Source organism: Corynebacterium sp. 74A, assembly GCF_008930665.1.
Lineage (GTDB): Bacteria > Actinomycetota > Actinomycetes > Mycobacteriales > Mycobacteriaceae > Corynebacterium > Corynebacterium megadyptis.
Window position 1 is genome coordinate 46,161 of sequence record NZ_PQMG01000007.1, and the last position, 26,585, is coordinate 72,745.

Annotated in this window: 23 protein-coding genes; 13 read left to right on the forward strand and 10 right to left on the reverse strand. The window is 65.2% G+C overall.

Going from position 1 to position 26,585, the window contains the following annotated elements:
* From ftsH to dacB, 4 genes are read right to left on the reverse strand one after another with little or no spacing between them, the layout of a single operon-like run.
* A complete protein-coding gene (gene ftsH / locus GBB11_RS09965; RefSeq protein ID WP_151549996.1) occupies positions 1-2,283 on the reverse strand; it encodes an ATP-dependent zinc metalloprotease FtsH in 2,283 nt (760 codons plus the stop codon).
* Between the two features lie 15 nt (positions 2,284-2,298).
* The gene (gene hpt, locus GBB11_RS09970; RefSeq protein ID WP_151549995.1) at positions 2,299-2,883 is read right to left on the reverse strand and encodes a hypoxanthine phosphoribosyltransferase; all 585 of its coding nucleotides are present in this window, start codon (positions 2,881-2,883) and stop codon (positions 2,299-2,301) included.
* 19 nt (positions 2,884-2,902) lie between these two features.
* Positions 2,903-3,844: a tRNA lysidine(34) synthetase TilS gene (gene tilS, locus GBB11_RS09975; RefSeq protein WP_151549994.1), complete on the reverse strand. Its 942-nt coding sequence runs from the start codon at positions 3,842-3,844 to the stop codon at positions 2,903-2,905.
* Between the two features lie 3 nt (positions 3,845-3,847).
* On the reverse strand, positions 3,848-5,134 hold the full coding sequence (gene dacB / locus GBB11_RS09980; protein WP_151549993.1) for a D-alanyl-D-alanine carboxypeptidase/D-alanyl-D-alanine-endopeptidase: 1,287 nt from the start codon (positions 5,132-5,134) through the stop codon (positions 3,848-3,850).
* 147 nt (positions 5,135-5,281) lie between these two features.
* Here dacB and GBB11_RS09985 point away from each other — a divergent pair, with 147 nt between their 5' ends.
* The 3 genes from GBB11_RS09985 to GBB11_RS09995 all read left to right on the forward strand — a co-directional run bounded on the left by GBB11_RS09985 (position 5,282) and on the right by GBB11_RS09995 (position 10,254).
* A complete protein-coding gene (locus tag GBB11_RS09985; protein WP_151549992.1) occupies positions 5,282-5,758 on the forward strand; it encodes an inorganic diphosphatase in 477 nt (158 codons plus the stop codon).
* Positions 5,759-5,905: 147 nt separating this feature from the next.
* Positions 5,906-6,361 carry a MarR family winged helix-turn-helix transcriptional regulator gene (locus GBB11_RS09990; protein ID WP_151549991.1) on the forward strand — a complete coding sequence of 152 codons (456 nt, stop codon included), beginning with the start codon at positions 5,906-5,908 and terminating at the stop codon, positions 6,359-6,361.
* A 5-nt stretch (positions 6,362-6,366) separates the two neighbouring features.
* Positions 6,367-10,254: a Pls/PosA family non-ribosomal peptide synthetase gene (locus GBB11_RS09995; protein ID WP_151549990.1), complete on the forward strand. Its 3,888-nt coding sequence runs from the start codon at positions 6,367-6,369 to the stop codon at positions 10,252-10,254.
* 74 nt (positions 10,255-10,328) lie between these two features.
* Here GBB11_RS09995 and ppk2 read toward each other — a convergent pair whose 3' ends face one another.
* The 3 genes from ppk2 to groL form a co-directional block, all read right to left on the reverse strand.
* Positions 10,329-11,234, reverse strand: a complete 906-nt coding sequence (gene ppk2, locus GBB11_RS10000; RefSeq protein ID WP_151530189.1) for a polyphosphate kinase 2 — start codon at positions 11,232-11,234, stop codon at positions 10,329-10,331.
* Between the two features lie 10 nt (positions 11,235-11,244).
* On the reverse strand, positions 11,245-12,078 hold the full coding sequence (locus GBB11_RS10005) for a DUF2520 domain-containing protein (protein ID WP_151549989.1): 834 nt from the start codon (positions 12,076-12,078) through the stop codon (positions 11,245-11,247).
* Between the two features lie 82 nt (positions 12,079-12,160).
* On the reverse strand, positions 12,161-13,807 hold the full coding sequence (groL, locus tag GBB11_RS10010) for a chaperonin GroEL (RefSeq protein ID WP_151549988.1): 1,647 nt from the start codon (positions 13,805-13,807) through the stop codon (positions 12,161-12,163).
* Between the two features lie 231 nt (positions 13,808-14,038).
* Between groL and GBB11_RS10015 the strand changes: the two genes are divergently transcribed.
* The 8 genes from GBB11_RS10015 (at position 14,039) to GBB11_RS10050 (ending at position 22,755) form a co-directional block, all read left to right on the forward strand.
* Positions 14,039-15,394, forward strand: coding sequence for a dipeptidase (locus tag GBB11_RS10015; RefSeq protein WP_151549987.1), 1,356 nt, complete (start codon positions 14,039-14,041; stop codon positions 15,392-15,394).
* Positions 15,395-15,797: 403 nt separating this feature from the next.
* Positions 15,798-16,364, forward strand: coding sequence for an acetyl-CoA acetyltransferase (locus GBB11_RS10020; protein WP_151549986.1), 567 nt, complete (start codon positions 15,798-15,800; stop codon positions 16,362-16,364).
* Positions 16,365-16,441: 77 nt separating this feature from the next.
* Positions 16,442-19,360 (forward strand): Na+/H+ antiporter subunit A, encoded by a 2,919-nt coding sequence (locus GBB11_RS10025; protein ID WP_151549985.1) that lies wholly within the window; start codon positions 16,442-16,444, stop codon positions 19,358-19,360.
* The gene (locus GBB11_RS10030) at positions 19,350-19,853 is read left to right on the forward strand and encodes a Na(+)/H(+) antiporter subunit C (protein ID WP_151530180.1); all 504 of its coding nucleotides are present in this window, start codon (positions 19,350-19,352) and stop codon (positions 19,851-19,853) included. Before GBB11_RS10025 ends, GBB11_RS10030 begins: the two co-directional genes overlap by 11 nt.
* Positions 19,853-21,487 (forward strand): Na+/H+ antiporter subunit D, encoded by a 1,635-nt coding sequence (locus GBB11_RS10035; protein ID WP_151549984.1) that lies wholly within the window; start codon positions 19,853-19,855, stop codon positions 21,485-21,487. Before GBB11_RS10030 ends, GBB11_RS10035 begins: the two co-directional genes overlap by 1 nt.
* Entirely contained in the window at positions 21,487-22,041 is a 555-nt protein-coding gene (locus GBB11_RS10040; RefSeq protein ID WP_151549983.1) for a Na+/H+ antiporter subunit E, read from the forward strand. Before GBB11_RS10035 ends, GBB11_RS10040 begins: the two co-directional genes overlap by 1 nt.
* Complete coding sequence (locus GBB11_RS10045; protein WP_151530177.1) at positions 22,034-22,312, forward strand: monovalent cation/H+ antiporter complex subunit F; 279 nt, start codon at positions 22,034-22,036, stop codon at positions 22,310-22,312. Before GBB11_RS10040 ends, GBB11_RS10045 begins: the two co-directional genes overlap by 8 nt.
* Complete coding sequence (locus tag GBB11_RS10050) at positions 22,309-22,755, forward strand: monovalent cation/H(+) antiporter subunit G (protein ID WP_151549982.1); 447 nt, start codon at positions 22,309-22,311, stop codon at positions 22,753-22,755. The genes GBB11_RS10045 and GBB11_RS10050 overlap by 4 nt, the downstream gene beginning before the upstream one ends.
* On the opposite strand, the gene GBB11_RS10055 is transcribed toward GBB11_RS10050, so the two are convergent.
* The 3 genes from GBB11_RS10055 to GBB11_RS10065 form a co-directional block, all read right to left on the reverse strand.
* Positions 22,752-23,933, reverse strand: a complete 1,182-nt coding sequence (locus GBB11_RS10055; protein ID WP_151549981.1) for a glutamate--cysteine ligase — start codon at positions 23,931-23,933, stop codon at positions 22,752-22,754. The two genes, GBB11_RS10050 and GBB11_RS10055, sit on opposite strands and share 4 nt — an antisense overlap.
* Positions 23,934-23,994: 61 nt before the next feature.
* Entirely contained in the window at positions 23,995-24,648 is a 654-nt protein-coding gene (locus tag GBB11_RS10060) for a LytR C-terminal domain-containing protein (RefSeq protein WP_225979260.1), read from the reverse strand.
* Between the two features lie 52 nt (positions 24,649-24,700).
* On the reverse strand, positions 24,701-24,916 hold the full coding sequence (locus GBB11_RS10065) for a DUF3263 domain-containing protein (RefSeq protein ID WP_151549979.1): 216 nt from the start codon (positions 24,914-24,916) through the stop codon (positions 24,701-24,703).
* 18 nt (positions 24,917-24,934) lie between these two features.
* On the opposite strand from GBB11_RS10065, the gene GBB11_RS10070 reads away from it, so the two are divergent.
* On the forward strand, positions 24,935-25,564 hold the full coding sequence (locus GBB11_RS10070; protein ID WP_151549978.1) for a peptide deformylase: 630 nt from the start codon (positions 24,935-24,937) through the stop codon (positions 25,562-25,564).
* Positions 25,564-26,577: a GNAT family N-acetyltransferase gene (locus tag GBB11_RS10075; protein WP_151549977.1), complete on the forward strand. Its 1,014-nt coding sequence runs from the start codon at positions 25,564-25,566 to the stop codon at positions 26,575-26,577. The genes GBB11_RS10070 and GBB11_RS10075 overlap by 1 nt, the downstream gene beginning before the upstream one ends.
* Positions 26,578-26,585 lie beyond the last annotated feature (8 nt).

The following is a 26,585-nucleotide window of genomic DNA, read 5'->3' on the forward strand; positions in this document are numbered from 1 at the left end:
TTACTCCTGCGCCCGGTGGCTGCCGTTATAGTGCTCGTCCTCATCGGGGCGCTCACGCTCCGGCAGACGGAAACCAATGACCTCGGTGTTCTCGCCGTAGTTTTCCACACCCGGGTGCTGCTTCTGCGGGTCGGGCTGCTGCTCTGGTTGCTGCGGCCACCCCGGCACGGTCCAGCCCTTCGGCGGCGGGGTGCCGTAGTTGGGGGTAGAGCCGGACTTCGGAGTCCACGGGCCCTGTTCGGGGGCGACGGGAGAAAGCTCCTGCTGGCGCTTGGCCATCTCCGCTTCACGACGCGCCCTCGCTGCCTTCGACGCCTCGAGGAGAGAGAACGGCCGCGGCGGTTCCTCACCGCGCTCGATGGCCTCCTCCACGGGGGTCTTCACCGGTTCGCGGTCGAGCTGAGCTGGGAAGTCGATGTCCTCGGAGGGGAAGACCTCTTCCACCCCGCGGGGCTCGATATCGGTGAACAAGGCCTCCAGATCGGGGCGGCGCAGGGTTTCCTTCTGCAGCAGCTTATAGGCCAGGGCATCGAGGGTGTCGCGGTGCTCGCGCAGGATGCGGTAGCTCGTCTCGTGCGCCTTGCGCAGCAGATAGCGCACCTCGTCGTCGATGGTGGCGGCCACCTTCTCGGAGTATTCGATTGAGCCGCCGCGGCCCATGCCGGCGAAGGGATCGCCCTGTTCCTCCCCGTATTTCACGAGGCCAAGCTCAGGAGACATGCCGTACTCGGTCACCATGGCCCGGGCGATCTTGGTGGCCTGCTCAATATCGGAGGACGCGCCCGTGGTGGGGGCACCAAAGACGAGTTCCTCGGCGGAGCGCCCACCCATGGCGAAGACGAGCCGAGCGAATAGCTCCTTGCGGTTGTACATGCCCTTATCGTCTTCTTGGGCCGTCATGGCATGACCGCCGGTGCGGCCGCGCGCCAGGATGGTCACCTTGTACACGCGCTCAATATCCTTCAGCGCCCACGCGGAGAGAGTGTGGCCGCCCTCGTGATAGGCGGTGACCTTCTTCTCCTGCTCGGAGATCACCTTGGAGGAGCGTCGCGGGCCGCCGATCACGCGATCGGTGGCCTCCTCGAGCGCATCGGCGGTGATCACGCTGCCGCCCACGCGCGCGGTGAGCAGGGCGGCCTCGTTGAGCACATTGGCCAGGTCCGCGCCGGACATACCGGCGGTGCGCTTGGCCAGCGCCTTGAGATCAGCATCGGGGGCGAAGGGCTTGCCCTTGGCGTGAACCTCGAGGATCTTCTCGCGGCCCTTCAAGTCTGGATTGGTCACCGGGATCTGGCGGTCGAAGCGCCCCGGACGCAGCAGGGCCGGGTCCAAGATATCGGGGCGGTTGGTGGCGGCCATGAGGATCACGCCCTGGCGGTCGCCGAAGCCGTCCATCTCCACCAACAACTGGTTGAGGGTCTGCTCGCGCTCATCGTGGCCGCCGCCCATGCCGGCGCCGCGCTGGCGGCCGACGGCGTCGATCTCATCGACGAAGATGATGCAGGGGCTATTCTCCTTGGCCTGTTTGAACAGGTCACGAACGCGCGAGGCGCCCACACCCACGAACATCTCCACGAAGTCGGAGCCGGAAATGGAGTAGAAAGGCACCCCAGCCTCGCCGGCGACGGCGCGGGCCAGCAGGGTTTTACCAGTACCGGGCGGGCCGTAGAGCAGCACGCCGCGGGGAATCTTTGCCCCCAGCTTCTCGTAGATGCTGGGATCCTGCAGGAAGTCCTTGATCTCGTGGAGCTCATCCACAGCCTCATCCGCACCGGCCACATCCTCGAAGGTGTTGGTGGGCATGTCCTTGGTGAGTTCCTTGGCCTTGGAGCCACCGAAACCGAAGGGACCCATGCCGCCACCCTGCATGCGGCTGAAGAAGAACATGATGAGGGCAAAGATGAGCAACAGCGGCAGCATCATCGTCAGCATCGAACCGATGAAGGAATCCCGCGTGACCTTAGTGGTGAATTTTTCCGGCTCGGCCTTGGTGACGCGATCGAAGATCTCCGGAGCGGTGCGGGCCGGGTACTGGGTTTGGACCTTCTCCACGCCCTCGGTTTTGTCCACGGAGATGGGTTCTTTCAGCTCGATGAGTACCCGCTGTTCGCGGTCATCGATACGCACCTCTTTGGCGTTCTTGTCAGTGAGCTGGGTGAGCGCCACGGAGGTGTCTACCTCGCGGTAGGAGCGGGTATCATCCGTGAGCTGCACGATGAGGAACAGCCCCACCAGCACAGCCGCAGCGATGAGCCCGATATTGAGGATCTTTTTGTTCTTCATATGAGGTCTTTGAGTTTAGTCCTTATACACGCGTTCTTTGAGCAAACCGATATACGGCAGATCGCGATAGCGCTCGGCATAGTCGAGGCCATAGCCAACAACGAACGCATTGATGATGTCAAAGCCGACGTCGAGAAGCTCCACCTTGGCGGACACAGCTTCCGGCTTGCGCAAAAGCGTGACCACCTTGAGGGAGGCGGGCTGGCGGTTGCTGAGGTTCTTCATCAACCACGAGAGGGTGAGCCCAGAGTCGATGATGTCCTCCACGATGAGCACGTGCTTGCCGGCGATATCGCGGTCCAGATCCTTGAGGATGCGCACCACGCCGGAGGAGGACACAGAGTTGCCATAGGAGGAGACCGCCATGAACTCCATCTGCGCGGGAATGGAGAGCTCGCGGGAGAAATCGGTGATGAAATACACCGCGCCCTTGAGTACGCACACCAGCACGAGGTCATCCTCAATGTCGGCATACTCCTTGCTCACCATGTCGGCGAGCTCTCGGATGCGTGCTTGCAGGGTGTTTTCGTCAATGATCACGTCTTCGATGTCGTCGTGATACTTGCCCGCGGGAACGGCGATGTCCTTGGCAGATTCCATGATGGTTCCTAGCTGCTAATTAGGGGGATTCGTCCATGACGAGTGTGCCACTTTTTCGGCGCACGACCAATCGTAGCCCCTCCGATGTTTTCCCCACCGCTACCCCACCTTGGCCATGCCAATCCACCAAGAGCGCATCGACGGCGTCAATGATCGCCGCTGAGACGGCTGCATCGTGCTGGCGCAAGAACGCAATAATGGCCCGCACTCGCAGCGGGCGCGGCTCGGTGGCCAGCGCCACGCTCACCCCCTCGGCGTCGATCTCGGGCACCTGAGTAGCAAGAAAGTCCGCATCCTCGCGCACGGTGGCGGCGGCCTGGGCGAGGGCAGGCGCCATATCCGAGCCGGTGATCTCAGCCAAGAGCGGCAGCACCGCAGAGCGGATCGCTACTCGACGCAGCCCCGTATCCGCATTCTGCGGATCCTGCCACGGGGATAAGCCCAGCTCCGCGCAGGCGCCCTCGGTATCGGCGCGGCGCAGGCCGAGAAAGGGCCGTTGTACGTGGCGGTCTCGCGCCGCCATGCCCGTCACCCGGCCGCGCAGCGCAGACAGCAGCAGCGTCTCGGCCTGATCATCGAGGGTGTGAGCCACCCACAGCGGCCAGGAATCCGCGTGCTGCTGCAGGGCGGCATAGCGGGCCCGCCGGGCCGCCGCCTCGATCCCACCGGCGCGGGCATCCACCGTCACGGGTACCACCACGGCCCTCGCGCCCATGCGGCGAGCGGTGGCTGCGGCGCGTTCCGCCACCTCGCGGGAGCTGGGCTGTAGCTGATGGTCCACGCAGATCGCCCGCACCTGCACCCCCTCGGCGATGGCGGCCGCCACGAGGGCAAGCGAGTCCGGCCCGCCCGAGAGACCAATGGCCGCCACGGGGGTGGTGAAGGCGCGGACGTGGCGTCGACAAGCAAGAAAGTGCGGGCTGCGCCGCGGCAGGGGAATCTCGCCGATGTGGGTGGGCATGGGCTAGAAGGAACGGATCGAGGAGGCAATCTCATCCATCGCGGCGCGCGCCGGCAGGATGGAGGCATCATTGCAGATGAACGCGAAAGCATAGCTATGGCCATTCTCGGCGGGGATCAGCCCCGCGAGCGCTGCGGTATCGGTGAGCGTGCCCGTCTTGGCGCGCACCCAGCCCTCGCCGGGGCTGCCGCCGAAACGGGAACTGAGACTTCCCTCGCCGCCGGCCACCGGCAAGGTATCCAGCAGCGGTCGCAGCACGGGGTCGCTGGCCACCGCGGTGAGCACCCGGGCGAAGGCGGCCGTGGAGATGGCATTCTGTTGGGACAGACCGGAATTGTCCACCATATCCATACCGCTGGTGTCGATACCGTGCTCCGCCAGCACCGCCAGAGTGGCGTCGCGGGAGCCATCCTGGGTGGCGGGATAGCCGGTGTGCACCGCCACCTCCCGACCAAAGGCCTCGGCCATCACATTGTCCGAATGCACCATCATGGTGTGCAGCCGCACCGCCAGCGGCTCGGAGCTCACGCTCGCCAAGGTCGGGCCGGTGGCCTCCGCGGTGCCTACAAACTCCACGCCCAGCTTCTCCGCCAGGACGTGGGCCACATCCTCCGCCGGGGTGGTGGAGCGCGGCACATCGCCAGAGTCGGCCCCCATGCGGGCGCCATTGAGCATCATCGGCTGCATGGGCGCGATATAGCCGCCACCAATATCGCTCTTATTCCACTTCGAACTGAATTCCTCCTCCGGCCACACGGAGGTGTCCATGGCCACGGCCTCCACCGGAACCCCGGAGAGCTGCGCGGCGAGTTGGTCGAGCATGGCGTCATTGAGCATCACATCGCCCGCGGCCTTGAGCACCACGGTGCCCTCGCCAGCATCGTGAACGGTGGTGCTGAGCCGATCATCCTCGCCCAGCGCGATGAGCGCGGCCGCGGCAGTGAGCAGCTTGGTGGCGGAGGCCGGTCGCATCTGCTCATCGGGGTTGAGCGACCACACCTGCTCGCCCGTGGTGGTGTCGGTGAGCACCCCGGCGAAAGAGCCCAGGCGCGGATCGCTGGCTAGCTCGGCCACCTGGGCGCCCAGCTGCCCATTGTCTACCTCGGTGCTCGGCTCGGCGGCGCGGAAACTTCCCGTCACGGCGTGCGCGCTCACCACCTCGGGGTGGCTGAGACCGCGCTCGGTCACATAGGCATCGATGCCCACCCCAGCGATGGAGCCCACCGCGGCGCCGGCCACAACGATGGAGGTGACCCACCACGTCTTAGAACTCTTCGCCTTCGCAGACATCTCTTCCCTTTAACTCCTATGCGCACTCTTATCCGCCGCACGTACCCGAGCGATTATAGGCCACGCTACGATAGGAGCAGACCCTCCAGAGGGTCGCAGTATGAACAACCCGAACGTTTCCAGCCGAAAGGGGCTGCAGCTCACACCATGTCTGTTGAAGTAACCATCGAGATTCCCAAGGGCTCCCGCAATAAGTACGAGGTGGACCACGAGTCCGGCAAGGTGTACCTAGACCGCTACCTGTTCACCCCGATGGCCTACCCCTTGGACTATGGGTTCATTGACCACACCCTGGGCGAGGATGGCGACCCCATGGACGCGCTGGTGATCCTGCCCGAGCCCGTATTCCCCGGCGTGATCGTGGAAGCCCGCCCCGTCGGCGTATTCAAGATGACCGATGAGGCCGGCGGCGATGACAAGCTGCTCTGCGTGATCGACGATGTCCGCTGGGACGACATCCAGGATATCGAGGATGTGCCGCAGTCCCTGCGCGAGGAGATCGAGCACTTCTTCGTGCACTACAAGGATCTCGAGCCTAATAAGGAAGTTCAGGGCTCCGGCTGGGGCAACAAGGCCGAGGCCGAGAAGATCCTGCAGGACTCCGTGGAGCGCTACGGCAAGTAGAGCATTCTTGTATGACAGATGTGATCTGTCTAGGATCAGGTATGAGGAGTCGGTTCCTCCCTTCGAAGTGGAGATCGAAGGGGGCGGGCCGGCTCCTTTTTGCTGCTATGCGCCCTTTTTTAGGTTCGGTTGGCTACACTTGTGGCTATGGCCATACATCCTGACCTCCCCCAGATGTTGCTTGAATCCCCCTCTTTTCAATTAGAACGGCTCCGCAGACGCACCCGCGACGAGGTCGAGGCGGCGCTGCAGGAAGAAAACACCAACCTGCGGGAGTACTGGGTATTGTGCTGTCTCGCCACGGCGAGCGCCTCCAGCCAGTCCAAGCTCTGCGACATCCTCTCCATGGACGCCTCCGATATGGTGCGGCTCATCGACGCCCTCGAAGAAAAGAAGTGGGTGAAGCGCGAGCGCGATAAACAGGATCGCCGCCGCCAGATCGTCACCACCACCAAGAAGGGCACTAAGGCCCGCGATCACCTCGCCGAGATCATGGCTGCAGCCGAGGATCGCGCCTTGGACGAATCCACGAATAAGCAGCTCAAGCACCTCCGTAAACTGGCCAAGGCCATCATGGCCGCCGAGGCCTCCGACGAGGACTAATCGGCGTGTTGCTGCCCCAATATAGTGCCCGTGTGCGCGCCCCCGAGGCGCGCACACTTATTGATATCCTCAGCGCCACCGCCGCCGCCCATCCGCAGGCTGCCGCTATCGACGACGGCACCGTACTCACCTATGCGGAGCTCATGACCGAGGTTCGTGCCACCGCCGAGCAGCTGCAGGCTCTCGGTATTGGCCGCGGCGCCAGGGTGGGCATCCAGATGGCGTCGGGAAGCGCCCAGCTCTATGTGGCCATTCTGGGCACGCTGCTGGCCGGCGCGGCCTACGTACCGGTGGACGCCGATGATCCCGCCGAGCGTGCCGCGCTGGTCTTTGGCGAGGCGCATATCGATGCGCTTATCGACGCCGCGGGCCTGCGACTCGTCACGCCGCTGCCACAGGCCTATCCGCCCGGCCCGCCCACCGTGGACGATGATGCGTGGATCATTTTCACCTCCGGCTCCACCGGCACCCCGAAGGGGGTGGCCGTGACGCATCGCAGCGCCGCCGCCTTCGTGGACGCCGAGGCCCGCTGGTTCCTTGTGGACTCCCCGGGCGGCCCGCTCGGCCCCGAGGACCGCGTGCTGGCTGGACTCTCGGTGGCCTTCGACGCCTCCTGCGAGGAAATGTGGCTGGCCTTCGGGCACGGCGCCTGCCTCGTGCCGGCCCCGCGCTCGCTGGTGCGCTCCGGAATGGACCTCGGGCCGTGGCTGATTCGCCGCGGCATCACCGTGGTTTCCACCGTGCCGACCCTCGCTGGGCTGTGGCCGGATGAGGCTTTAGATAATGTGCGCCTGCTCATCGTCGGCGGCGAAGCCTGCTCCCAGGAGCTCATCGAGCGGCTCGCCACCTCGCAGCGCGAAATGTGGAATACCTATGGCCCCACCGAAGCGACGGTGGTGGCCTGCGGCACCCAGCTCCAACCCGGCCGGCCCGTGAGTATCGGGCTGCCGCTGGATGGCTGGGATCTGGCGGTGGTCGATAGCGCTGGCGAGCCGGTGGCTGTCGGCGAAGTGGGCGAGCTCATCATCGGCGGCGTGGGGCTGGCTCGGTATCTCGACCCAGCCAAGGACGCCGAAAAATACGCCCCGCTGCCCGCCCTCGGCTGGGAGCGGGCCTATGCCTCCGGCGATCACGTGCGCCTAGAAGAAGACGGCCTGTATTTTGTGGGCCGTATAGACGATCAGGTGAAAATCGGCGGCCGCCGCATCGAACTCGGCGAAGTGGATGCGGGGCTGTCCAGCGTGGAGAATGTGCGCTCCTCCACGGTGGTGGTGCAAAAGACCGGAGGCGGTGATTCCGTGCTGGTGGGCTATGTCTCCCTCGACGATCCCGCCGCCGGATTCGATATGGCGCGGGCGCAGCAACGGCTCGCCGAGCTCATGCCCGCCGCGCTGGTGCCCAGAATGCATGTGATGGAGGAGCTGCCCGTCACCACCGCCGGCAAGGTAGACAAGCGCGCCCTGCCTTGGCCGCTGCCGAGCGCCACCGTGCATAGCGAGGGCATGAGCGAGACCGAGCGCTGGCTCGCCACCGTGTGGGTAGACGTGCTCGGCGTGGCCGTGGACGGGCCGCAGGCGGACTTCTTCTCCTTAGGCGGCACCTCGCTTGCCGCCGCCACCCTAGTGGGCCGGATCCGTGAACGCATCCCCACCATGTCCGTACGGGATCTCTATGACCGGCCGCGCCTCGGGGCGCTCGCCGATTATCTCGACAGCCTCGGCACCCCGGTGCCGGAGGACACCAGCTCCCGGCGCGCCTGCGCCCCGGTGTCTCGCCGCAGCCGCCTAGCCCAAGAGCTCATTCAGATCCCGGTGATGGCGCTGCGGGCCGCCCAGTGGGTGAGCTGGCTCTTCATTATCAATACCCTCCTCTCCCTCCCGAGCGGGACGCCGCTGGTGGACTGGGCGGTGCCGGTGCCCTGGCAGCTATCGCTGCTGTGCGCGCTGGTCTTTCTCACTCCGCTGGGACGACTGCCGCTTGCGGCCGGCATCATTCGGCTGCTCACCCGCGGCATCACGGCCGGGGACTATCCGCGCGGCGGGAGTGTGCACCTGCGCATCTGGGCGGCGGAACGAGTAGCGGATGTCTGTGGCGCCCGGTCGATCTCCTCGGCGGCGTTCACGGTGAGCTTCGCCCGCATGCTGGGCGCCCGCGTGGGCAAGGGCGTGAACCTGCACACCCCCGCCCCCGTCACGGGGCTGCTGCGCCTCGGCGATTTTTGCTGTGTGGAGCCGGAGGTAGAGCTATCCGGCTATTGGCTCGATGGCGATACCCTGCACGTGGGCCCGGTGCGCATCGACGCCTATGCCAGGGTGGGCGCCCGTTCGGTGCTGCTGCCGGGCACCCGCATCGCCGAAGGCGCCCAGGTGGAGCCGGGATCGTGTGTGACCGGCGATAAGAAGGTGAAGAAGTGGTCCCGCTGGGCGGGCTCGCCGGCCCGAAAGGTGGGCAAGCCGAAGGATGACTTCCCGGATTCGCCGCCGCCGCGCAATGCCCGCTGGGTGCCGGTGTACTATCTCACCTCCCTACTCCTTGGACTCGTGCCCATCCTGGCCCTGTCTGGTGGTGCGACCGTGGTGGCAGGCGCTACCCAACTCGCGCCTGGCTCTGTCTCCACCGTGCTGATGGCCCTCGCCGCCGCCCCGCTGGGGGCACTGGTGGCATTTGCCGCCCTGACCGTGGAGATCTGGGTGCTGGTACGCGCGCTCCAGCTCGGTTTAACACCCGGGGTGGTGCCGGTGCGCTCGGTGGGCGGCTGGCGGGCGTGGACCATCCACCGACTCATGGACGATGCCCGCCACTATCTCTTTCCGCTCTATGCCGCGCAGCTCACCCCCGTGTGGCTGCGCAGTCTCGGCGCCCGCATCGGCACTGATGCCGAGGTATCCACCGCCGTGATGATCCCCGCCCTCACCGAGGTGCGCGATGGCGCCTTTCTCGCCGATGACACCTCCATCGCCAGCTATGAACTCGGCCGCGGCTGGCTGTATGTGGATCGCTGCAAAGTGGGCAAGAGAAGCTTCCTCGGCAACTCCAGTGTGACTGGACCCGGACGGAAGCTAAGCAAGAACTCCCTGGTGGCGGTGCTGTCCTCCACGCCGAAGAAGCCGAAGGCAGGATCCAATTGGTGGGGCTCCCCGCCCGAGCGCATGCGCCGCGTCGAGGCCTGCGCCGGCGGGGGCACGACCGTGACCTATGATCCACCCACCTCGCTCAAAGCGCGCCGCGGTGTCGTGGAAACCCTGCGGCTATTAGCCCCAATGACCTCGGCGACACTCGCGGTGGCAGTGGCGGCGGCGCTGCAGGCCCTGCTGCTCGCGCTGGGCCCGGGCGCTGCGGTGGTGCTCGTTCTCTGCGGCGGGCTGCTACTCATGGCCGCCGGGGCGGTGGCCATGGCGGTGACCGCGGCGATGAAATGGCTGTGCGTGCGCGCCATCCGCGCCGAGGACCATCCCTTGTGGAGCCGCTTTGTGTGGCTCAATGAGCTGCAAGACGCCTTCGTGGAAACAGTGGCGGCGCCGTGGATTCTCACCCACGCTCTCGGCACGGGAACGCTCTCGCTGTGCCTGCGCAGCCTCGGGGCGGATATTGGCCGCGGCGCGTGGATCGAGTCCTATTGGTTCCCCGAGGCGGATCTCTGCCATGTGGGGGCCGGGGCCACTGTGGGGCCGGGCACCGTGGTGCAGACCCACCTCTTCCAAGACCGGGTGATGAGCCTCGATACCGTCAGCATTGGCGACGGGGCCACCTTGGGGGCGCACTCCGTGGCGCTGCCCGCCAGCACGATCGGCGAAGGCACCACCGTGGGCCCAGCCTCGCTGGTGATGCGCGGCGATCAGGTGCCGCCCCATTCCCGCTGGCAGGGCAATCCGATCGAACCACAGACCCGCTGAGCCGGCCCTCGAGAAACACTCGAGAAACGCCACAGGCGCCACCGACAGGTGGCGCCTGGTGTCGTGAATAGGGGTTAGTCCCCGATCTGATCGCGGCCGCGACGCACGATCAGCGGATCGGGCTCGCCCACCAGCTCGTGATCCTTGCCGGTGTATTCGAACTTGCTCAGCACATAGCGCATGGCGTTGATGCGGGCGCGCTTTTTGTCATTGGACTTAATGGTGATCCACGGCGACTCATCGGTGTCCGTGTAACGGAATTGCTCCTCCTTGGCGCGGGTGTAATCATCCCACTTATCCAAAGATGCGAGGTCCATCGGCGAGAGCTTCCACTGGCGCACGGGATCGACCTGGCGAATCGCGAAGCGGGTGCGCTGCTCCTTCTGGGTCACGGAGAACCACAGCTTGGTCAGGGAAATACCGGAGCCCATGATCATGTTCTCCAGCATGGGCACCTCGCGGAGGAACTCGGCGTGCTGCGCCTCGGTGCAGAAGCCCATCACGCGCTCCACACCGGAGCGGTTGTACCAGGAGCGGTCGAAGAATACGATCTCGCCGGCGCACGGGAAGTGCTCGATATAACGCTGGAAATACCAGGAGGTGGACTCGCGCGGCGAGGGCTTCTCTAAGGCCACAGTCCGAGCACCGCGAGGGTTGAGGTGCTCATTAAAACGCTTAATCGTGCCGCCCTTACCAGCGGCGTCGCGGCCTTCGAAAAGAATGATGTGCGCCTGGCCGGTGTCCTTAGTCCAGTTCTGCCACTTCAAGAGCTCGATCTGGAGAGCGCGCTTGACGTGCTCGTACTCATCACGGCTCATCCGGTCGTCATAGGGATAGTTCTCAAACCACGTATCCACCGGGCTGCCATCGGGCTTAACGAGTACCGGATCATCCTCATCCGAGTCATCAACGTAATAACCCTCGGTTGCCGCAAGGTCGATGACGGGCAGCTCTTCATCCTTCTTTTTCTTGTCAGCCATACCAATCAGTCTAGTCCCGAGATCGCGGCTGCGTTGGACAAAAGCGGAAATCCTTTTCTTCGCTTGTCGACGCCGCCTCGAGTACCTCCCACACCGCTGCCGGAGCGCTCTGCGCCGCGAGCGCTCGGGTTAAGGCCACATAGCTGTCACGGGCTGGACCAGCGCCGATGGCAGCCAACTGGCGCTCTACGGTGGCGGCATCCGCAGGGGCGGCGGGCACGAATGCTCCCTTGAGCGCGAGGCTCATGCTGTGCTGCATGAGCGGCTCGCTGAGCAGCTGTGCGCCCTGAGTCGTGGGGACGTCCATGCACTGCTCGAGAAGCTCGGCGGTCTGGGCAGCGATCGCCGCCGCATGGTGGGAGCCGTGGGTCATGGCGGCGGCGTAGAGTTCCCGCTGCTGCTCGGCGATGGCGATGGCATGGCCATTCATCTCGGTGATGAGGAGTTCCGCGACGGTAGCGGCGAGCTCATCGCGCGTACTCACACCCCAGCCGCAGCCATCGAGGCGCGCCGCAGCGGCGGTGGTATCGGTGAGGATCATGGCGGGATGAGCGGCGATGGTCAGCGCGCCGCGCTCGGCCAGCGGCTGCAGCACCCCTACCCCGTGGCTGGCGGCGGTGTGCAGCACGATCTGCCGCGGCTGCACGTGTGGCAGGAGCTCGGCCACCGCCGCCTCTAGGTCGCTATCGGCAACGTCGAGCACCAGCAGCTGGGCGTTCTCCGCCGCCGTGGCGGGGGCGGCCGTGTAATCGACGCGGTGGCCGACGGCGGCGAGCTTCTCCCCGATGGCTGTGCCCACTGCTCCCGCGGACACGATGGATACCCTCATGCGTGGTGCGTTCATGATTGCCGATGCTAGCGCACAGCACACAAGCCCCAGACCCGTGCGGGATCTGAGGCTTGTTAGTGCGTGTGAGCGGTGATGCTTACATCATGCCGCCCATGCCACCCATGGCGTCGGCGTCCGGCATACCGGAGCCAGCGGGCTGCGGCTTGTCGGCCACGACGGCCTCGGTGGTGAGGAACAGAGCCGCGATGGAGGCAGCGTTCTGCAGCGCAGAGCGGGTGACCTTCACCGGGTCATTGATGCCGGCCTCCATGAGGTTCTGGTACTCGCCGGTAGCGGCGTTCAGGCCCTCGCCGACGGGCAGGTTGGAGACCTTATCGGCCACCACGCCCGGCTCTAGGCCGGCGTTCTCGGCGATCTGCTTCAGCGGAGCGGAGAGTGCGGCGCGCACGATCTTCACGCCGATGGCCTCGTCGCCGCTGAGGTCCAGGTCGGAGTCCAGCACGTGGGCGGCCTGCAGCAGGGCCACGCCACCGCCGGCAACGATGCCCTCTTCCACGGCAGCCTTGGCGTTGCGCACGGCATCCTCGATGCGGTGCTTGCGCTCCTTGAGCTCCACCTCGGTGGCGGCGCCGACCTTGATCACTGCCACGCCACCGGCCAGCTTGGCCAGGCGCTCCTGCAGCTTCTCGCGGTCGTACTCGGAGTCGGAGTTCTCGATCTCGGCGCGAATCTGGTTGACGCGACCCTCGATCTGCTCGGCGGAACCGGCACCCTCAACGATGGTGGTCTCGTCCTTGGTCACCACAACCTTGCGGGCGGTACCCAGCAGCGGGATGTCGGCGGTCTCGAGGGAGAGGCCGACCTCCTCGGAGATGACCTGGCCGCCGGTGAGGATAGCCATATCCTGCAGCATGGCCTTGCGGCGATCGCCGAAGCCCGGGGCCTTCACGGCGACGGACTTGAAGGTGCCGCGGATCTTGTTCACCACGAGGGTGGACAGGGCCTCGCCCTCGACATCCTCGGAGATGATGAGCAGCGGCTTGCCGGACTGCATGACCTTCTCCAGCAGCGGCAGCAGATCCTTGATATTGGAGATCTTGCCGGAGACCAGCAGGATGTAGGGATCCTCGAGGACGGCTTCCTGGCGCTCCATGTCGGTAGCGAAGTAGCCGGAGATGTAGCCCTTATCAAAGCGCATACCCTCGGTGACGTCGAGATCCACACCGAAGGTGTTGGACTCCTCGACGGTGATGACGGATTCCTTGTTCAGCTTGCCGCCGCCGACGGCGTACATAGCCTCGGCGATCTTGGCGCCAATAGCGGGGTCCGCAGCGGAGATGCCGGCGGTCGCGGCGATCTGCTCTTGGGTTTCTACTTCCTTAGCACCCTCGAGCAGCTTTTCGGTCACGGCCTTCACGGCGCTCTCGATACCGCGCTTGATGCCCATGGGGTTGGAACCAGCGGCGACGTTACGCAGACCCTCGGAGACGAGAGCCTGGGCCAGCACGGTAGCGGTGGTGGTACCGTCACCGGCGACATCGTCAGTCTTCTTCGCAACTTCCTTGACCAGCTCGGCGCCGATCTTCTCATAAGGCTCTTCGAGCTCGATCTCGCGCGCGATGGACACGCCGTCATTGGTAATGGTCGGCGCACCCCAGCTCTTCTCCAGAACCACGTTGCGGCCCTTGGGGCCGAGGGTCACCTTCACGGCGTCAGCCAAGGTGTTCAGGCCCTTTTCTAGGCCACGGCGTGCTTCCTCATCAAAAGCGATGATCTTTGCCATGTTGTTTTAGTGCTCCTTATATACAAGTTAAGGGACGACACTCAAGCGTCGATATCGGCGGGCGCCCGCGACGGCTGCAGTTGGTGAGTGTTGATTATGCCAACTTCACCCGCGTTTATCGTTGTCTCTTTGTTCTAGGCTGGCACTCGAAATGTCCAAGTGCTAAGACCTGTTCTAGCACTCTACCCTATTGAGTGCAAGAGCACCGGGGTGCCGCGTACGCTGGTCACCATGACTACACCTACTGCGGCGCGAGCAAGCGTCGAGAAGCAAAAAAGCCGTATTTTTTCCGATCTGTCCGAGCTCTGCTCCTTTAACTCTGTGCACAGCGTGGAGGAGCTCAAGGAGGAGCACACCGCCGCTGGCGACTGGGTGCTGGACGCCCTGTGCGAGCACGGGCTGGACGTGACCGCCTATGACACCATCGACGGCACGCGCACCTTCATCGGCACCAAGGTGATCGATGATTCCGCGCCCACGGTGCTGCTCTATTCCCATTATGATGTGGTGCCCGCCGGCGACCCGAGCTCCTGGACCTCGGATGCGTTCACCCTCACCGAGCGCGATGGCCGCTGGTACGCCCGCGGCGCCGCGGACTGTAAGGGCAATCTGGTAATGCACCTCGCCGTGCTGCGCACCCTCGCAGAGATCGGCGGACTGTCCTGCAATATCAAGGTGGTTATTGAAGGATCCGAGGAGCGCGGTGGCGCCGGCCTTGATGCGCTTATCGACGAACGCCCCGAGCTTTTCGCCGCCGATGCTATTCTCATCGCGGACTCCGGTAACGCCGGCGTGGGCGTGCCCACCCTCACCACCTCGCTGCGCGGCGGGGCACTGCTGAACGTGAAGGTCGACACCCTCGCCACGGCCGTGCACTCCGGCTCCTTCGGCGGCGCCGCACCGGATGCGGTGGCCGCGCTCATGCGCATGCTGGACTCGCTCCGCGATGAGCATGGCCGCACCGTGATCGAGGGCGTGGACTGCACCGCGAAGTGGCAGGGCATGGACTATGACCGCGAGACCTTCCGCACCGACGCCGGCATGCTCGAGGGCACCCACATCATGGGCACCGAGGAGGATAGCCCCGCAGATATGCTCTGGGCGCGTCCCGCCGTGAGCATCATCGGTTTCACCTCCACCCCGGTGAGCGAGGCCGTTAATGCCGTGCCCGCTACCGCCGAGGCGCAGCTGAACCTGCGTGTGCCGGCCGGACTGGACTCCGCGGAGGTTGCCGAGGCATTGAAGCAGCACCTGATCAACCACACCCCCTGGGGCGCGCACGTGGACATCAGCGTCTTTGACGTGAATTCGCCCTTCTCCACCGCCCCGGAAAGCACCACGCTCAGCGTGCTTGGCGAGGCCCTCTCTGCAGCCTATGAGGGCAAGGAGACCGTGGTGATTGGCTCCGGCGGCTCAATTCCGCTCACCTCGAAGCTGCAGGAGAAGTTCCCCGAGGCCGAGATCGCCCTCTTCGGCGTGGAGGAGCCCTCCTGCACCATTCACTCCCCCAATGAGTCGGTCGATCCGGAGGAGATCCTCTCCATCGCCGTTGCAGAGACGCTCTTCCTGCAGAACTACGGCCGCTAAAGCGCGGCCGGACGAGGGGCCACAGGGACCGAGACGCGACCACGCCATCCCACCCTGTGGGTACCCCCATCCCATTCTACGTCTGACTAACATTTGCCACCGTCATGTGACACGGCTTACTATGCCCCACATGATCATCCGCCAAGCACACAGCCTTCGCGCCCTAGCCGCGAACGCACGCGCACCCCGTGAGAGCGTGGCCCTTCGAGCCGCCGGACTCAAGGGCGTACGAGTACTGAAGGCTACGCACCTTGGCGGAGGAGCGCACAGCGAGGACTGAAACCTCCGCACAAGGCAGTAGTCGTTAGCCCCCCCCCAGAACCGCCTCATCGTAGGCGATGAAATTTTCAGTCCTTCACACCGTTGTTTTTCGCTCCGTTGTAAAGGAATGTGATCCGGCATCATGCCCACCACCTACGCTCCCCAGTCTCAGCGCTCCACCATCATCGAGTACCACCGCCGTCCTACCCCGGCGAGCACTCACACCCCGATCCCTGCAGAGCGCACCACCTCCCGCACTTTTGCTGAGGACCCCTTCCGCGCCCGTTTCGGCCACCGCCTGCCGCGCGGTCTGCGCGAGGAGGCTCGCGGCATGGAATGGCGCACCTTCGCCGCCACCTACGCCCCGCTGGGCGATATGCGCATCACTCACCTAGATAGTGAGAACCTGCGCGGCGGCCGCTATCGCTACACCGCCCACATCACGGACACCAGCTCCGGTGCCCGCATCGACTCCACCCGTGAGATCATCGCCTCCGGCGCCTGCTCCGCTGTGACCAACCTACTGGCCGATATGGGCCGCCGCGTCGAGATCCTCAGTTACCACCAGTTCGAAATCTTCGAAGCCACCGTCACCTTCATCTACACCTGCGAGAACAACAAGCGCGCCTGGGCCATGGGATTCGGCCCCACCCGGGACGCCTCCATCGCTGCCGCGCTGAGCACGGCTGCTGGCCGCCTGCACGGCTAAAAAGGCGCGGATCAGGGCCGGTGACGCTCTCGTTTAGAATGAGACACGTTGCTTCCTCTACTAGATGAGGTGGATGTGTGCTTCTTCTGCTCCTTAGCTTAATTGCCGCGTCGCTGCTCACGCCCGCGCTCCTGCGGGTGCTGGGGCGGCCGGCCTTTGGCGTGGTCGCACTGGTTCCCGCCGCCGGGTTCTGGTGGGTGCTCACCACCTTCTTCACCACCCCGGAACCCACCACCCGCACCGCCGAGATTCCGTGGATGAGCGGCGCGCACCTAGACCTCGATTTCCGCCTCGATAGCCTCTCCGCGCTCTTTGCGCTCATCATCTTGGGCGTCGGCGCCCTCGTGCTGCTCTATTGCTGGGGCTATTTCAACGCCAACCCGCGCCGGCTCGCCACCTTCGGCGGCTGCATGGTGGCCTTTTGTATGGCCATGTACGGGCTGGTGATCTCCGACAACCTGCTGCTCATGTACGTGTTCTGGGAGATCACCTCCGTGCTGTCCTTCCTTTTGGTGGGCTACTACGGCGAGCGCGCCTCCTCCCGCCGCTCTGCCGGGCAGGCGCTGATGGTCACCTCCCTCGGCGGGCTGGCGATGCTGGTGGGCATCGTGGTCTTCGGCACCCGCTCGGGGCAATGGACGCTCTCTGGTCTGGTTAGTCACGGTATCGGGCCGGATGCGGCGTGGATGGGCGCCGCCGTGGCCCTCGTTCTCGCTGGGGCGCTCAGTAAATCCGCGATCGCCCCCGCCCATTTCTGGCTGCCCGGTGCCATGGCCGCCCCCACCCCAGTATCGGCCTATCTGCACTCGGCGGCGATGGTGAAGGCCGGCATCTACCTGGTGGCGCGGCTCTCGCCCACGCTCAATGGCATTACCGCCTGGCACTTGATTGTGCTGCCGCTCGGCATTTTCACCATGCTGCTCGGCGGCTGGATGGCGCTACGACAAAAGGACCTGAAACTTATTCTGGCCTATGGCACCGTCTCCCAGCTGGGCTTCATCATCACCGTGATGGGCGTGGGCGCGAAAGCAGCGCTCATCGCCGGCCTGGCGCTGATGCTGGCGCACTCGATGTTCAAGGCCACTCTGTTCATGGTGGTGGGCGCCATCGACCACTGCACTGGCACCCGCAATAAAAATAAGCTCTCTGGGCTGGGACGGAAGAAGCCCGGGCTGGCGCTGATCGCCGCCCTCGCTGGGGCCTCCATGGCCGGCCTCCCGCCTTTCTTCGGCTTCGTGGCCAAAGAGGCGGTGTTCGAGACCCTGCTGCACGAGCCACTCTTGGTGGGGCTACCCGGCCAGACCACCCTGCTGGGACTGGTGGTGGGCTCGGTGCTCACCGTGGCCTATACCCTGTACTTCTTCCACGCCGCCTTCTTTCGCAAACGCCCCGATCATCCCAGCGGCGGCGGCATCTCCCCAGCGGTGGCCACCATGGATACGCTGAGCTTCACCCAATGGGCCCCGCCCCTGGTGCTGGCCCTGGCGGGACTGTTTTTCGGGCTGCGCCCAGAGCTACTGGATCAGGCGATCAGCATTCACGCGGGCACCGTCTACGATGACGCCGAGATGCGCGCCGTCGCCCCCTCCGGCGAGCTGGCGCTGTGGCATGGTTTCGGCATCCCGCTGCTGCTCACCGCGGTGATTATCGCCGCCGGTGCGATCATGCACTGGCAGCGCAAAACCCTCGAGCGCTTCCACTTCGACAAGCCCGCGCTGGGCTCGGCGGATGCCGCCTATGATTCCACCCTGGATACGCTGCGGCGGCTGTCGCTGCGCATCACCGCGAATACGCAGCGCGGCTCGCTGCCCATCAACGAGGCCGTGATTCTTTTGACCTTCTGCGTGCTGCCCATGGTGGCAATCCTGCTGGGCGAGCGCACCAATGTCCGCATGACGCTCTGGGACACCCCGGTGCAGGGAGTGCTGGCGCTGATCATCATTGTGGTGGCCATCGCCACCACCCGGATGGATAACCGCCTCTCCGCGGTGGTGCTGCTGGGGGTGACCGGCTATGGGCTGGCGCTGATCTTCGCCACCTATGGCGCCCCGGACCTCGCGCTCACCCAGCTGCTCGTAGAAACCGTCTCCATGGTGGTGTTCATGCTGGTGCTGCGGAAGCTGCCGGCCGAAACCTCGGCGCGCACCCGCACCGGGTATCTGCGCGGCCGGGCGTGGCTGGCCGCCGCGGTGGGCATGACTACCGTGGTCGTGGGGGTCTTCGCCATGAACGCCCGCAGCGTGGCCCCGATTTCCGAGGCGATCCCCGCCCTAGCCAAGGACATCGCCCACGGCGCCAATGCGGTGAACGTGCTGCTGGTGGATATTCGCGCCTGGGATACTCTGGGCGAGATCTCCGTGATCGTGATTGTGGCTACCGGCGTGGCCTCGCTGGTCTATCGCACCCGCAGCTTTTCCCGCGTCTCGCGGCGGCCGGTGCTCCACGAGAGCACCTTCGGCGGGCAGTGGCTGTCCGCCCCCGGCGCGCATGAGCGCGAACGTAACCGCGCCCTGGTGGTTGAGGCGGCGACCCGGCTGAGTTTCCCGGCGATGATTGTGCTCAGCGTGTTCTTTTTCTTCGCTGGGCATAATGCCCCGGGCGGCGGTTTCGCCGGCGGCCTGGTGGCGGGGCTGGCCTTTGCCTTGCGCTACCTGGCCGGCGGCCCGGAGGAGCTGGAGCAGACCATGCCGGTGGATCCGGGCAAGATCATCGGTAGTGGCTTGGGGTTGGCGTCGATAAGCGCCGTGGCCCCGCTGCTGCTCGGCGATGCCCCGCTGCGCAGCTATGTGCTGGATCTGCATGTGCCGCTGATCGGCGAGATGCACCTGGTGAGCCCGCTGATCTTTGATCTCGGGGTGTATCTCATCGTGGTGGGGCTGGTGCTCTACATTCTGCAATCGCTGGGCGGGCAGCTGGATCGCGATGAGCGCAGCCGCCGCCGCAAGGCCGTGAAGAAGGAGACCGCTAGGAAGGAGATGGCGCGCCATGGTAGTTAATCTCTCACTCGTCCTCGCCGCTGGGGTGTTGGTGGCGGCGGGCACCTTCCTGCTGCTCGAACGCGCCATGACCAAAATGCTCATGGGCCTGATTCTCATGGGCAATGGCGTGAATCTGCTGATTTTGCTCGCCGGCGGCCCCGCGGGAGCGCCGCCGATTATGGGGCGCAGCTCGGCGCTTGACGACGCCGACTCCGATCCCCTCGCCCAAGGGATGATCCTCACCGCCATCGTGATTTCCATGGCGATGACCGCCTTCATTCTCGGCCTCGCCTACCGGCAGTATCGCTATGGCACCGCCGACCTAGTGGAGGATGACACCGAGGACACCGCCGTGGCCACCCGGCCGCTGGCCGCCTCGGCCGCGCCGGACCACGACGCCTCCGATGATCCGCTCACCGGCGAGCCGACGGAGCGCGGCGATCTCTTCGGCCCCTCCAGCTTCGAGGCGCCGGTGCACGGCCAAGGCAAAAAAGAAGGAGACGAGCAGTGATGGATACCCTCGCGCCGCTGTTTCCTTATCTAATCCCAGGCCCGATTCTGCTACCGGTGATCGCCACCGCGCTCATCCACCTGCTCTCCAGCCGGCGGGTGCAGCACGTGGTGGCCATGGGCACCTTTATTCTGTTACTGGCGCTGTGCACCCTCATGGTGGTCTACGTGGACCAGGCCGGGGTGCAGAGCCTGCAAATCGGCGGCTGGGATGCACCCATCGGTATCACCCTCGTGGCCGATCGCATCTCCACCCTGATGCTCACCGTCTCCTCGCTGGTGCTGCTGGCGGTGATGTGGTTTGCCGTCGCCCAGGGCATGCGCGATGGCTCGGAGAAAGATCCGGTGAGCGTGTTCCTGCCCGCCTATCTGCTGTTGAGCATGGGCGTGAATATCGCCTTCCTCGCCGGGGATCTCTTCAATCTCTATGTGGGCTTCGAGGTACTCCTCGTGGCCTCCTATGTGCTGCTCACCCTCGGCGCGGCGCGGGAACGTATCCGCGCCGGTATCGCCTATGTGATGGTGAACATGCTCTCCTCGGTGATCTTCCTCATCGGCATCGCCCTCACCTATGCCGCCGTGGGCACCCTAAACCTGGCGCATATCTCCATCCGCATGGAGGAGGTGCCCTCTGGGGTGCGCACCGCCATTTTCGCGGTACTGCTCGTGGCCTTCGGAGTCAAAGCCGCAGTCTTTCCCCTCTACTCCTGGCTGCCGGACTCCTACCCCACCGCCCCGGCCTTGGTGACTGCGGTGTTCGCGGGGCTGCTGACCAAGGTGGGCGTGTACTCCATCATTCGGATGCGCTCCGTGGTGTTTCCCGATGGCAGCCTCGATACCCTGCTGATGTGGGCGGCGCTGCTCACCATGCTCTTCGGCATCCTCGGCGCGATGGCCCAAAACGACATCAAGCGTTTGCTCTCCTTCACTCTGGTCAGCCACATCGGCTTCATGATCTTCGGCATCGCCCTCGGCACCGCAGAGGGCTTGAGCGGGGCGATCTTCTACGCCGTGCACCACATTTTGGTGCAAACCGCCCTGTTTTTGGTGGTGGGGCTGATCGAACGCCAGGCGGGTTCCTCCTCGCTGCGGCGGCTCGGCTCGTTGGCCTGGACCTCGCCGGTGCTCGCCACGCTCTTTCTCATCCCCGCCCTCAACTTGGGTGGCATCCCGCCTTTCTCTGGATTCTTGGGCAAGGTGCTGCTCATCGAGGCCGGCGCCACCCGCTCCGGGGCGCTGGTGTGGCTACTCATTGGTGGCACAGTGCTCACCAGCCTGCTCACGCTCTACACCATGGCGATGGTGTGGTCCAAGGCCTTCTGGCGCGACCGCTCCGATGCCCCCGAGGGCAACCAGGCTTTTGCCCGCCCCACCACGCTGATCGAAAGCACCGACACCATCGAGATCACCGAGCGCTCCGATGTGGGCCGGATGCCCAGCGGCATGGTGGCCTCCACCTCCCTGCTGGTGGCCGCCTCACTGGCCATCACGGTGCTCGCCGGGCCGCTGTCCGAGGTGACCACCCGCGCCGCGGAGTCCACCCAGGATCTGGCGAACTATCGCAGCGCCGTGCTCGGCCATGACATGAAGAACGATGATCCGGGCCGCCAGCCCGCACTCCAAGGAGGCCAGTGATGATCGAAGGATTCAAACGCCGCTTCCGGCCGCTCTCCGTGGTGGTGCTGGCCGTGATCTGGGTGATGCTCTATGGCGAGATCACCCCCGGCAATATTCTCGCCGGCCTCGGCATCGGCCTAGCTGTGACGGTCTTGTTGCCGCTACCGAGCGTGCCCATGACGTGGTCCCGCATCGCCTGGTGGCAGCTCCTCCGGCTGGCCGGGGCCTTCGTGGGGGATCTGGTGGTCTCCTCCGCTCGGGTGGCATGGATTGCGCTGCGCCCCAGTGAGCCGCCGCGCTCCGCGATTGTCTATGTGCCCATGCGCGTCCAAGACGAGTTCGTTTTTGCCCTCGCCGCCACCATCTTGAACCTCACCCCAGGTGGCTCGGTCTGTGATCTCGATGTGGCCAATCGCCGCATGGTCTATCACGTGCTCGATGGCCGCTCCCCGGCCGCGATCGCGGCCGCCAAGGAGAGCGTGCGCGCCCTGGAGAAGCGGCTGATCGCCATCTTCGAGAGCAATATGCAGACAACGGGGACGCAGAAGGAGAGGGTGAGCCCTCGTGGATAATGATCTCTACACCGCCCTGCTCATCATCCCCTCAATCATGCTCTCGGTCTCGGCGCTCATCGCGCTGGGGCGGATCCTCGTGGGGCCGAACTCTCTGGACAGGCTGCTCAGCTTCGATGCGATCGTGGCCATGTCCCAAGCGGCCTTGGCGCTGTATATCTGCTACACCCTCGACACCACCGTGTCGAACGCCATGATGGTGCTGGCGCTGCTCGGCTTCATCTCCACCGTGGCCGTCACCCGATTCCGGAAGCGAGACGCCCGCCGATGACCTCCGCCCTGTTGATCGCCTCTTTTGTGTGCCTCACCTTCGGCGCCCTGCTCTCGCTCTCGGCGAGCCTCGGCCTCGCCCGCTTCCGCGACACCATGCAGCGGCTGCACGCCATCACCAAACCCCAAACCCTCGGGTTGATCCTGGTGATGCTCGGGGCGATTCTGCGGGTGATCGCTATTGAAGATTTCGGCTCCGCAGAGCGCGGCGATATCACCGCCATGGTGCTGGTGATCTTCTTCGCCCTGCTCACCGCGCCGGTGGTGGCGCAGCGCTTCGGCAGGGTCGCACGGCAGGAAAAGCTCTATGACGCCGAGCTGCTGACCAGCGACGAGCCCGCCGAGAAGCAGCGCAAGGAGCGGGAGAAGGAACAGCAGCGGCAGAAGGAAGAGCAGCGCCGCCGCAAGGAGCAGCGGGGGTGCTCGGAGCAGTCAGAAGGCTAGGGGCGACCGCGGTAGAGTTCCTCGATGCTGAGGTCTACCACGTCCTTCCAATCGCCGCTGGCCTCAAAGATGGCCCGCTGCCGGGCATAGGCTGCCGGGCGATCCACCATACGTTCGAGCTCGGCGAACTCCTCAGCACAGCCCAGCTCCGCGGCCAGCGGACGGAGGGTGGTGATAATTCCGCGCAACGAGTCGCGCACCCATTCCTCTTCGGTGTTGCGGCCGGTGATCACCAGCGCATCCATGCCATAGCGGGCGGCCCGCCACTTGTTTTCCGCGTTGTGCCAGAGCGGCAGCTGCGGCAGCTCCGCGCCCGCATCGAGCTGGCGGTCGAAATAGACCACCAGGGTGTGCGTGAGCGCCACGAGGGCAGCGAGCTCGGTGATCGTGGAGGGGGCATCGCAGGCGCGCACCTCGATGGTGCCCCACTTGCCGGCAGGGCGGATATCGAGGTGCATCGAGCCGGTGTGGCTAATCACCCCGGAGGTGTCTTGATCCTCCATGTACTCCGACCACTGCTCCCAGGTGTCAAAGACGAAGGGCAGCCCCGCGGTGGGCAGCTGCTGATAGAGCATCGTCCGATTGGAGGCATAGCCGGTGTCGAGCCCATTCCAGCCCGGGGAGGAGGCCGACAGGGCCAGAAGATGCGGGAAGGTGGTCATGAGCGCGTTAATCAGCGGCCAGACCTTGTCCTCGTGTTCCACGGAGACGTGCACGTGCAGGCCCCAGATGAGCATCTGCCGCCCCCAGTACTGGGTGCGCTCGATGATCTCGGAATAGGGGCCCTTCTCCGACACGGGCTGTTCCCGCCAGTCCGCGAAGGGGTGGGAGCCGGCCGACCAGAGCTTCACGCCCAGGTGCTCGGCAGCCTCCTGCAAGGCGGCCAGCCCGTAGCGCAGCTCCTCTACTACCTCGGGCACGGTGGAACCCACCCCGGTAATCAGCTCCACGGTATTGGCCAAAAACTCCCGCTCCACGTGCACCTCTGGATAGTGCTCGTTGATATAGGCCACCACCTCATGGGCGCGGGGCACCAGATCGCGGGTAGCGGGATCAATCAGGCCGATCTCCCATTCCACCCCGAGGGTGTGGGGGCCGCCGCGTTTAAAGCTCTGGTGGTGGGAGACAGAACGGCGCTTCTCGCCGGCAGACAGTGAGCTTGTCGAAGGCTGAGTCATGGTGAAGTACTACTCGATTCCAGCAGGCGGACGAGCCCACAGGGTGAAAAGATCGCCGACTTTAAGGAGTGCGGAGGTCCTTGGTGAGAATGAGGACGACGCCCTGCGGGGCGGTGGCGACAGCCTCCGAGCGCGGCTGGGCCTGAACGCCGAGCTGCTCGGCGAGCGCGCGGGCGGCGCGCTCCTCATCGGCATTACCCGGGGTGAAGAACACGGTGGTTTCCGGCAGCGGGGTGTCGGCGAAGTTGCCCACCTCGCGCACATTCCAGCCCGTATCGCGCAGCTTCGTCGCCACGCTATCGGCCAGGCCGGTGATGGTGGAGTTATTGAGGGTGGTCACCGGCACGGTCTTCGGATCCACCGCAGTACCCTGCCCTGCTGGGCGGGCCGGCTTGTCACCCGCCGGCTTGTCACCCGCCGGCTTCTCCCCCTCGGGGCGAGCGGGCGGGGCCTGCTCGGCGGAGCTGCTCGGCGCGGGGGATGGCGCTGCGGAGCTGGAGGAGCCGGGATCGGCCACCACGGTGTCATTGGGATCATCGGAATCGATGAGGGTGAAGACTCCCCATAGCGCCAGCAGCACTGCCACGCTGATGAGGATCATCGCTAGGCCGCGGATGGGCGCCTCGGAACCGCGCGAAGAACCGGCAGCATGGGCGGCGGCTCGCTCGTCGAGCACGGAATCGTGTTCGGTGGACTCGTGGGGGGAGTAGTTCATCTCAGACACGCCTGCCATCTTAACGTGAACTATTGGTAGAGCTGAAAGTGTTTTAAGATCGCCGCTCCCGCAGCCGCCGCAGGCGGGCGATGAGCAGTGGCTCGCGCTCGGCTGCGAGCGGCAGATCGATCAGTTCATTCAGGCGCTGGTAGTAGCGCACCGGGGTGGTGCCGAGCGAGCGAATGGCCTCCTCTTTCCGCCCGGACTGCACGAAGCGCTTCTTTTCCAACTCCAGGATCGCTTTGTCGTGCTCACTCAACTGACTCATGGGTCTACACTCTATTGCATGACGATTCGCCCGATTGTGATCTACGGAGACCCCGTCCTGCACACCCCCACCGAGCCCGTGACCGAGCCGGTGAGCGAGCTCGCCGAGCTCATTGCCGATATGCACGAAACCCTCGTGGCCTCCAATGGGGTGGGCCTGGCGGCGAATCAGGTGGGCGTGAACAAGCGGCTCTTTGTCTACCGCTGCCCTGATATCGATGGCCCTGAGGGCAGCGATAAATCCGCGGCGGATATTGCCCGCGATGGCGGCCGGATTCGGGTGGGCTGCGTGATCAACCCGGTATTGGAAACCTCCGAGATCCCGGAGACCATGCCTGCCGAGGATGGCTCCGAGGATGAGGGCTGTCTCTCCCTGCCGGGCGAGGGTTTCCCCACCGGCCGCGCCGATTGGGCGCGGGTCACCGGCCTCGATGAAAACGGCAAGGAGATCGCGGTAGAAGGCTATGGCTTCTTCGCACGCCTCCTGCAGCACGAGGTGGGCCATCTCGATGGCTATGTCTACACCGATATGCTCATCGGCCGGAATAAGCGTGCCGCGAAGAAGATGGTGAAGCGCAATGGCTGGACGGAGGCGGGCCGCACCTGGCTGCCCGGCACCGACCCCGACCCCTTCGGTTTCGACAACTAATGCTGAGTTTCCCCTTTAGTGGCCGCGCCCCCACAGTGGGCGATCGGGTGATTGTGCGCCGCCGCATCCCCAACACGCCCGGACATCTGACGGATGTGATCGGGCATGTGGTGAGCCTAGAGCCGCTGATCCTGCGCCCCCAGTCAGTAGGCGGGCTGCCGTCCTCTGCGCCGACAGTGCTTATCGACGCTTCCCTGGTGAAAATCCTGAAAGTGCTCAGCCCGCGCCGGGTGATGAACTCCGATATCCGCGCCATCGAGCACGCCACCGCCCTCGCGTTCCCGGGCATCGAGCACGCCTGGAGCGAGGACGGGCAGTGGCTGATGCGCGCCGGCGATGGCATTACCGAGCGCTCCAATTCCGCCACCCCGCTGGGCGCGGCGGCCGGGTTTAGCCTGCCGCCGCTGGCGGAGATCCGCGAGTTTTATGCCCGCCACGAGCTGCCGGTGCGGGTGCACCTGCCGGAGCGTATCGCCCGCAACGCCGAAAGGCTCTGCCAGCCGCCCGGCTGGGAGCTGGGGCCGGACATTATCGTGATGAGCCGCTCGCTCAACGACTACGACACCGACACTCCACCGACACTCCCCGCGGGCATGACGGTGAGCGTGGAGGAGCAGCCCGATGCGGCCTGGCTGGAGCAATATCATTTCCGCGGCCAGGCGCTGCCGGTGCACGCCCTGGAGCTACTCATGCGAGAAATCGAGGGGCACATGGGATTCGCCCGGATCCGCGTGGGCGAGCAGACGGTGGCGATTACCCGTGCCACCATCACCGAATCCCCGGATGGGCGGCGCTGGCTGGGCTATTCCGCCGTGGAGGTCAAGGATGCGTGGCGCCGCCGCGGGCTAGGCACCCAGCTCGGACGGGCAGTGCTGCACTGGGGCGCGGAGAATGGGGCCACAGACGCCTATTTGCAGGTGATCGCCTCCAATACCGCCGGTATCGGGCTCTATGAGCGGCTCGGCTTCATCGAACATCACCGCCACCGCTATGCCACAGAGCTTGGAGACTAGAGGCTAGG

Bases quoted from the DNA above. Each gene is read 5' to 3' on its own strand.
- GBB11_RS09990 (WP_151549991.1), top strand. From the start codon at position 5,906: ATGGCCATACATCCTGACCTCCCCCAGATGTTGCTTGAATCCCCCTCT.
- ftsH (WP_151549996.1), bottom strand. From the start codon at position 2,283: ATGAAGAACAAAAAGATCCTCAATATCGGGCTCATCGCTGCGGCTGTG.
- GBB11_RS10040 (WP_151549983.1), top strand. From the start codon at position 21,487: ATGATCGAAGGATTCAAACGCCGCTTCCGGCCGCTCTCCGTGGTGGTG.
- GBB11_RS10055 (WP_151549981.1), bottom strand. From the start codon at position 23,933: ATGACTCAGCCTTCGACAAGCTCACTGTCTGCCGGCGAGAAGCGCCGT.
- GBB11_RS10065 (WP_151549979.1), bottom strand. From the start codon at position 24,916: ATGAGTCAGTTGAGTGAGCACGACAAAGCGATCCTGGAGTTGGAAAAG.
- GBB11_RS10060 (WP_225979260.1), bottom strand. From the start codon at position 24,648: ATGAACTACTCCCCCCACGAGTCCACCGAACACGATTCCGTGCTCGAC.
- GBB11_RS10005 (WP_151549989.1), bottom strand. From the start codon at position 12,078: ATGAACGCACCACGCATGAGGGTATCCATCGTGTCCGCGGGAGCAGTG.
- GBB11_RS10015 (WP_151549987.1), top strand. From the start codon at position 14,039: ATGACTACACCTACTGCGGCGCGAGCAAGCGTCGAGAAGCAAAAAAGC.
- GBB11_RS10050 (WP_151549982.1), top strand. From the start codon at position 22,309: ATGACCTCCGCCCTGTTGATCGCCTCTTTTGTGTGCCTCACCTTCGGC.
- hpt (WP_151549995.1), bottom strand. From the start codon at position 2,883: ATGGAATCTGCCAAGGACATCGCCGTTCCCGCGGGCAAGTATCACGAC.
- GBB11_RS09985 (WP_151549992.1), top strand. From the start codon at position 5,282: ATGTCTGTTGAAGTAACCATCGAGATTCCCAAGGGCTCCCGCAATAAG.
- tilS (WP_151549994.1), bottom strand. From the start codon at position 3,844: ATGCCCACCCACATCGGCGAGATTCCCCTGCCGCGGCGCAGCCCGCAC.
- groL (WP_151549988.1), bottom strand. From the start codon at position 13,807: ATGGCAAAGATCATCGCTTTTGATGAGGAAGCACGCCGTGGCCTAGAA.
- GBB11_RS10070 (WP_151549978.1), top strand. From the start codon at position 24,935: ATGACGATTCGCCCGATTGTGATCTACGGAGACCCCGTCCTGCACACC.
- GBB11_RS10075 (WP_151549977.1), top strand. From the start codon at position 25,564: ATGCTGAGTTTCCCCTTTAGTGGCCGCGCCCCCACAGTGGGCGATCGG.
- ppk2 (WP_151530189.1), bottom strand. From the start codon at position 11,234: ATGGCTGACAAGAAAAAGAAGGATGAAGAGCTGCCCGTCATCGACCTT.
- GBB11_RS10035 (WP_151549984.1), top strand. From the start codon at position 19,853: ATGGATACCCTCGCGCCGCTGTTTCCTTATCTAATCCCAGGCCCGATT.
- GBB11_RS10020 (WP_151549986.1), top strand. From the start codon at position 15,798: ATGCCCACCACCTACGCTCCCCAGTCTCAGCGCTCCACCATCATCGAG.
- dacB (WP_151549993.1), bottom strand. From the start codon at position 5,134: ATGTCTGCGAAGGCGAAGAGTTCTAAGACGTGGTGGGTCACCTCCATC.
- GBB11_RS10030 (WP_151530180.1), top strand. From the start codon at position 19,350: ATGGTAGTTAATCTCTCACTCGTCCTCGCCGCTGGGGTGTTGGTGGCG.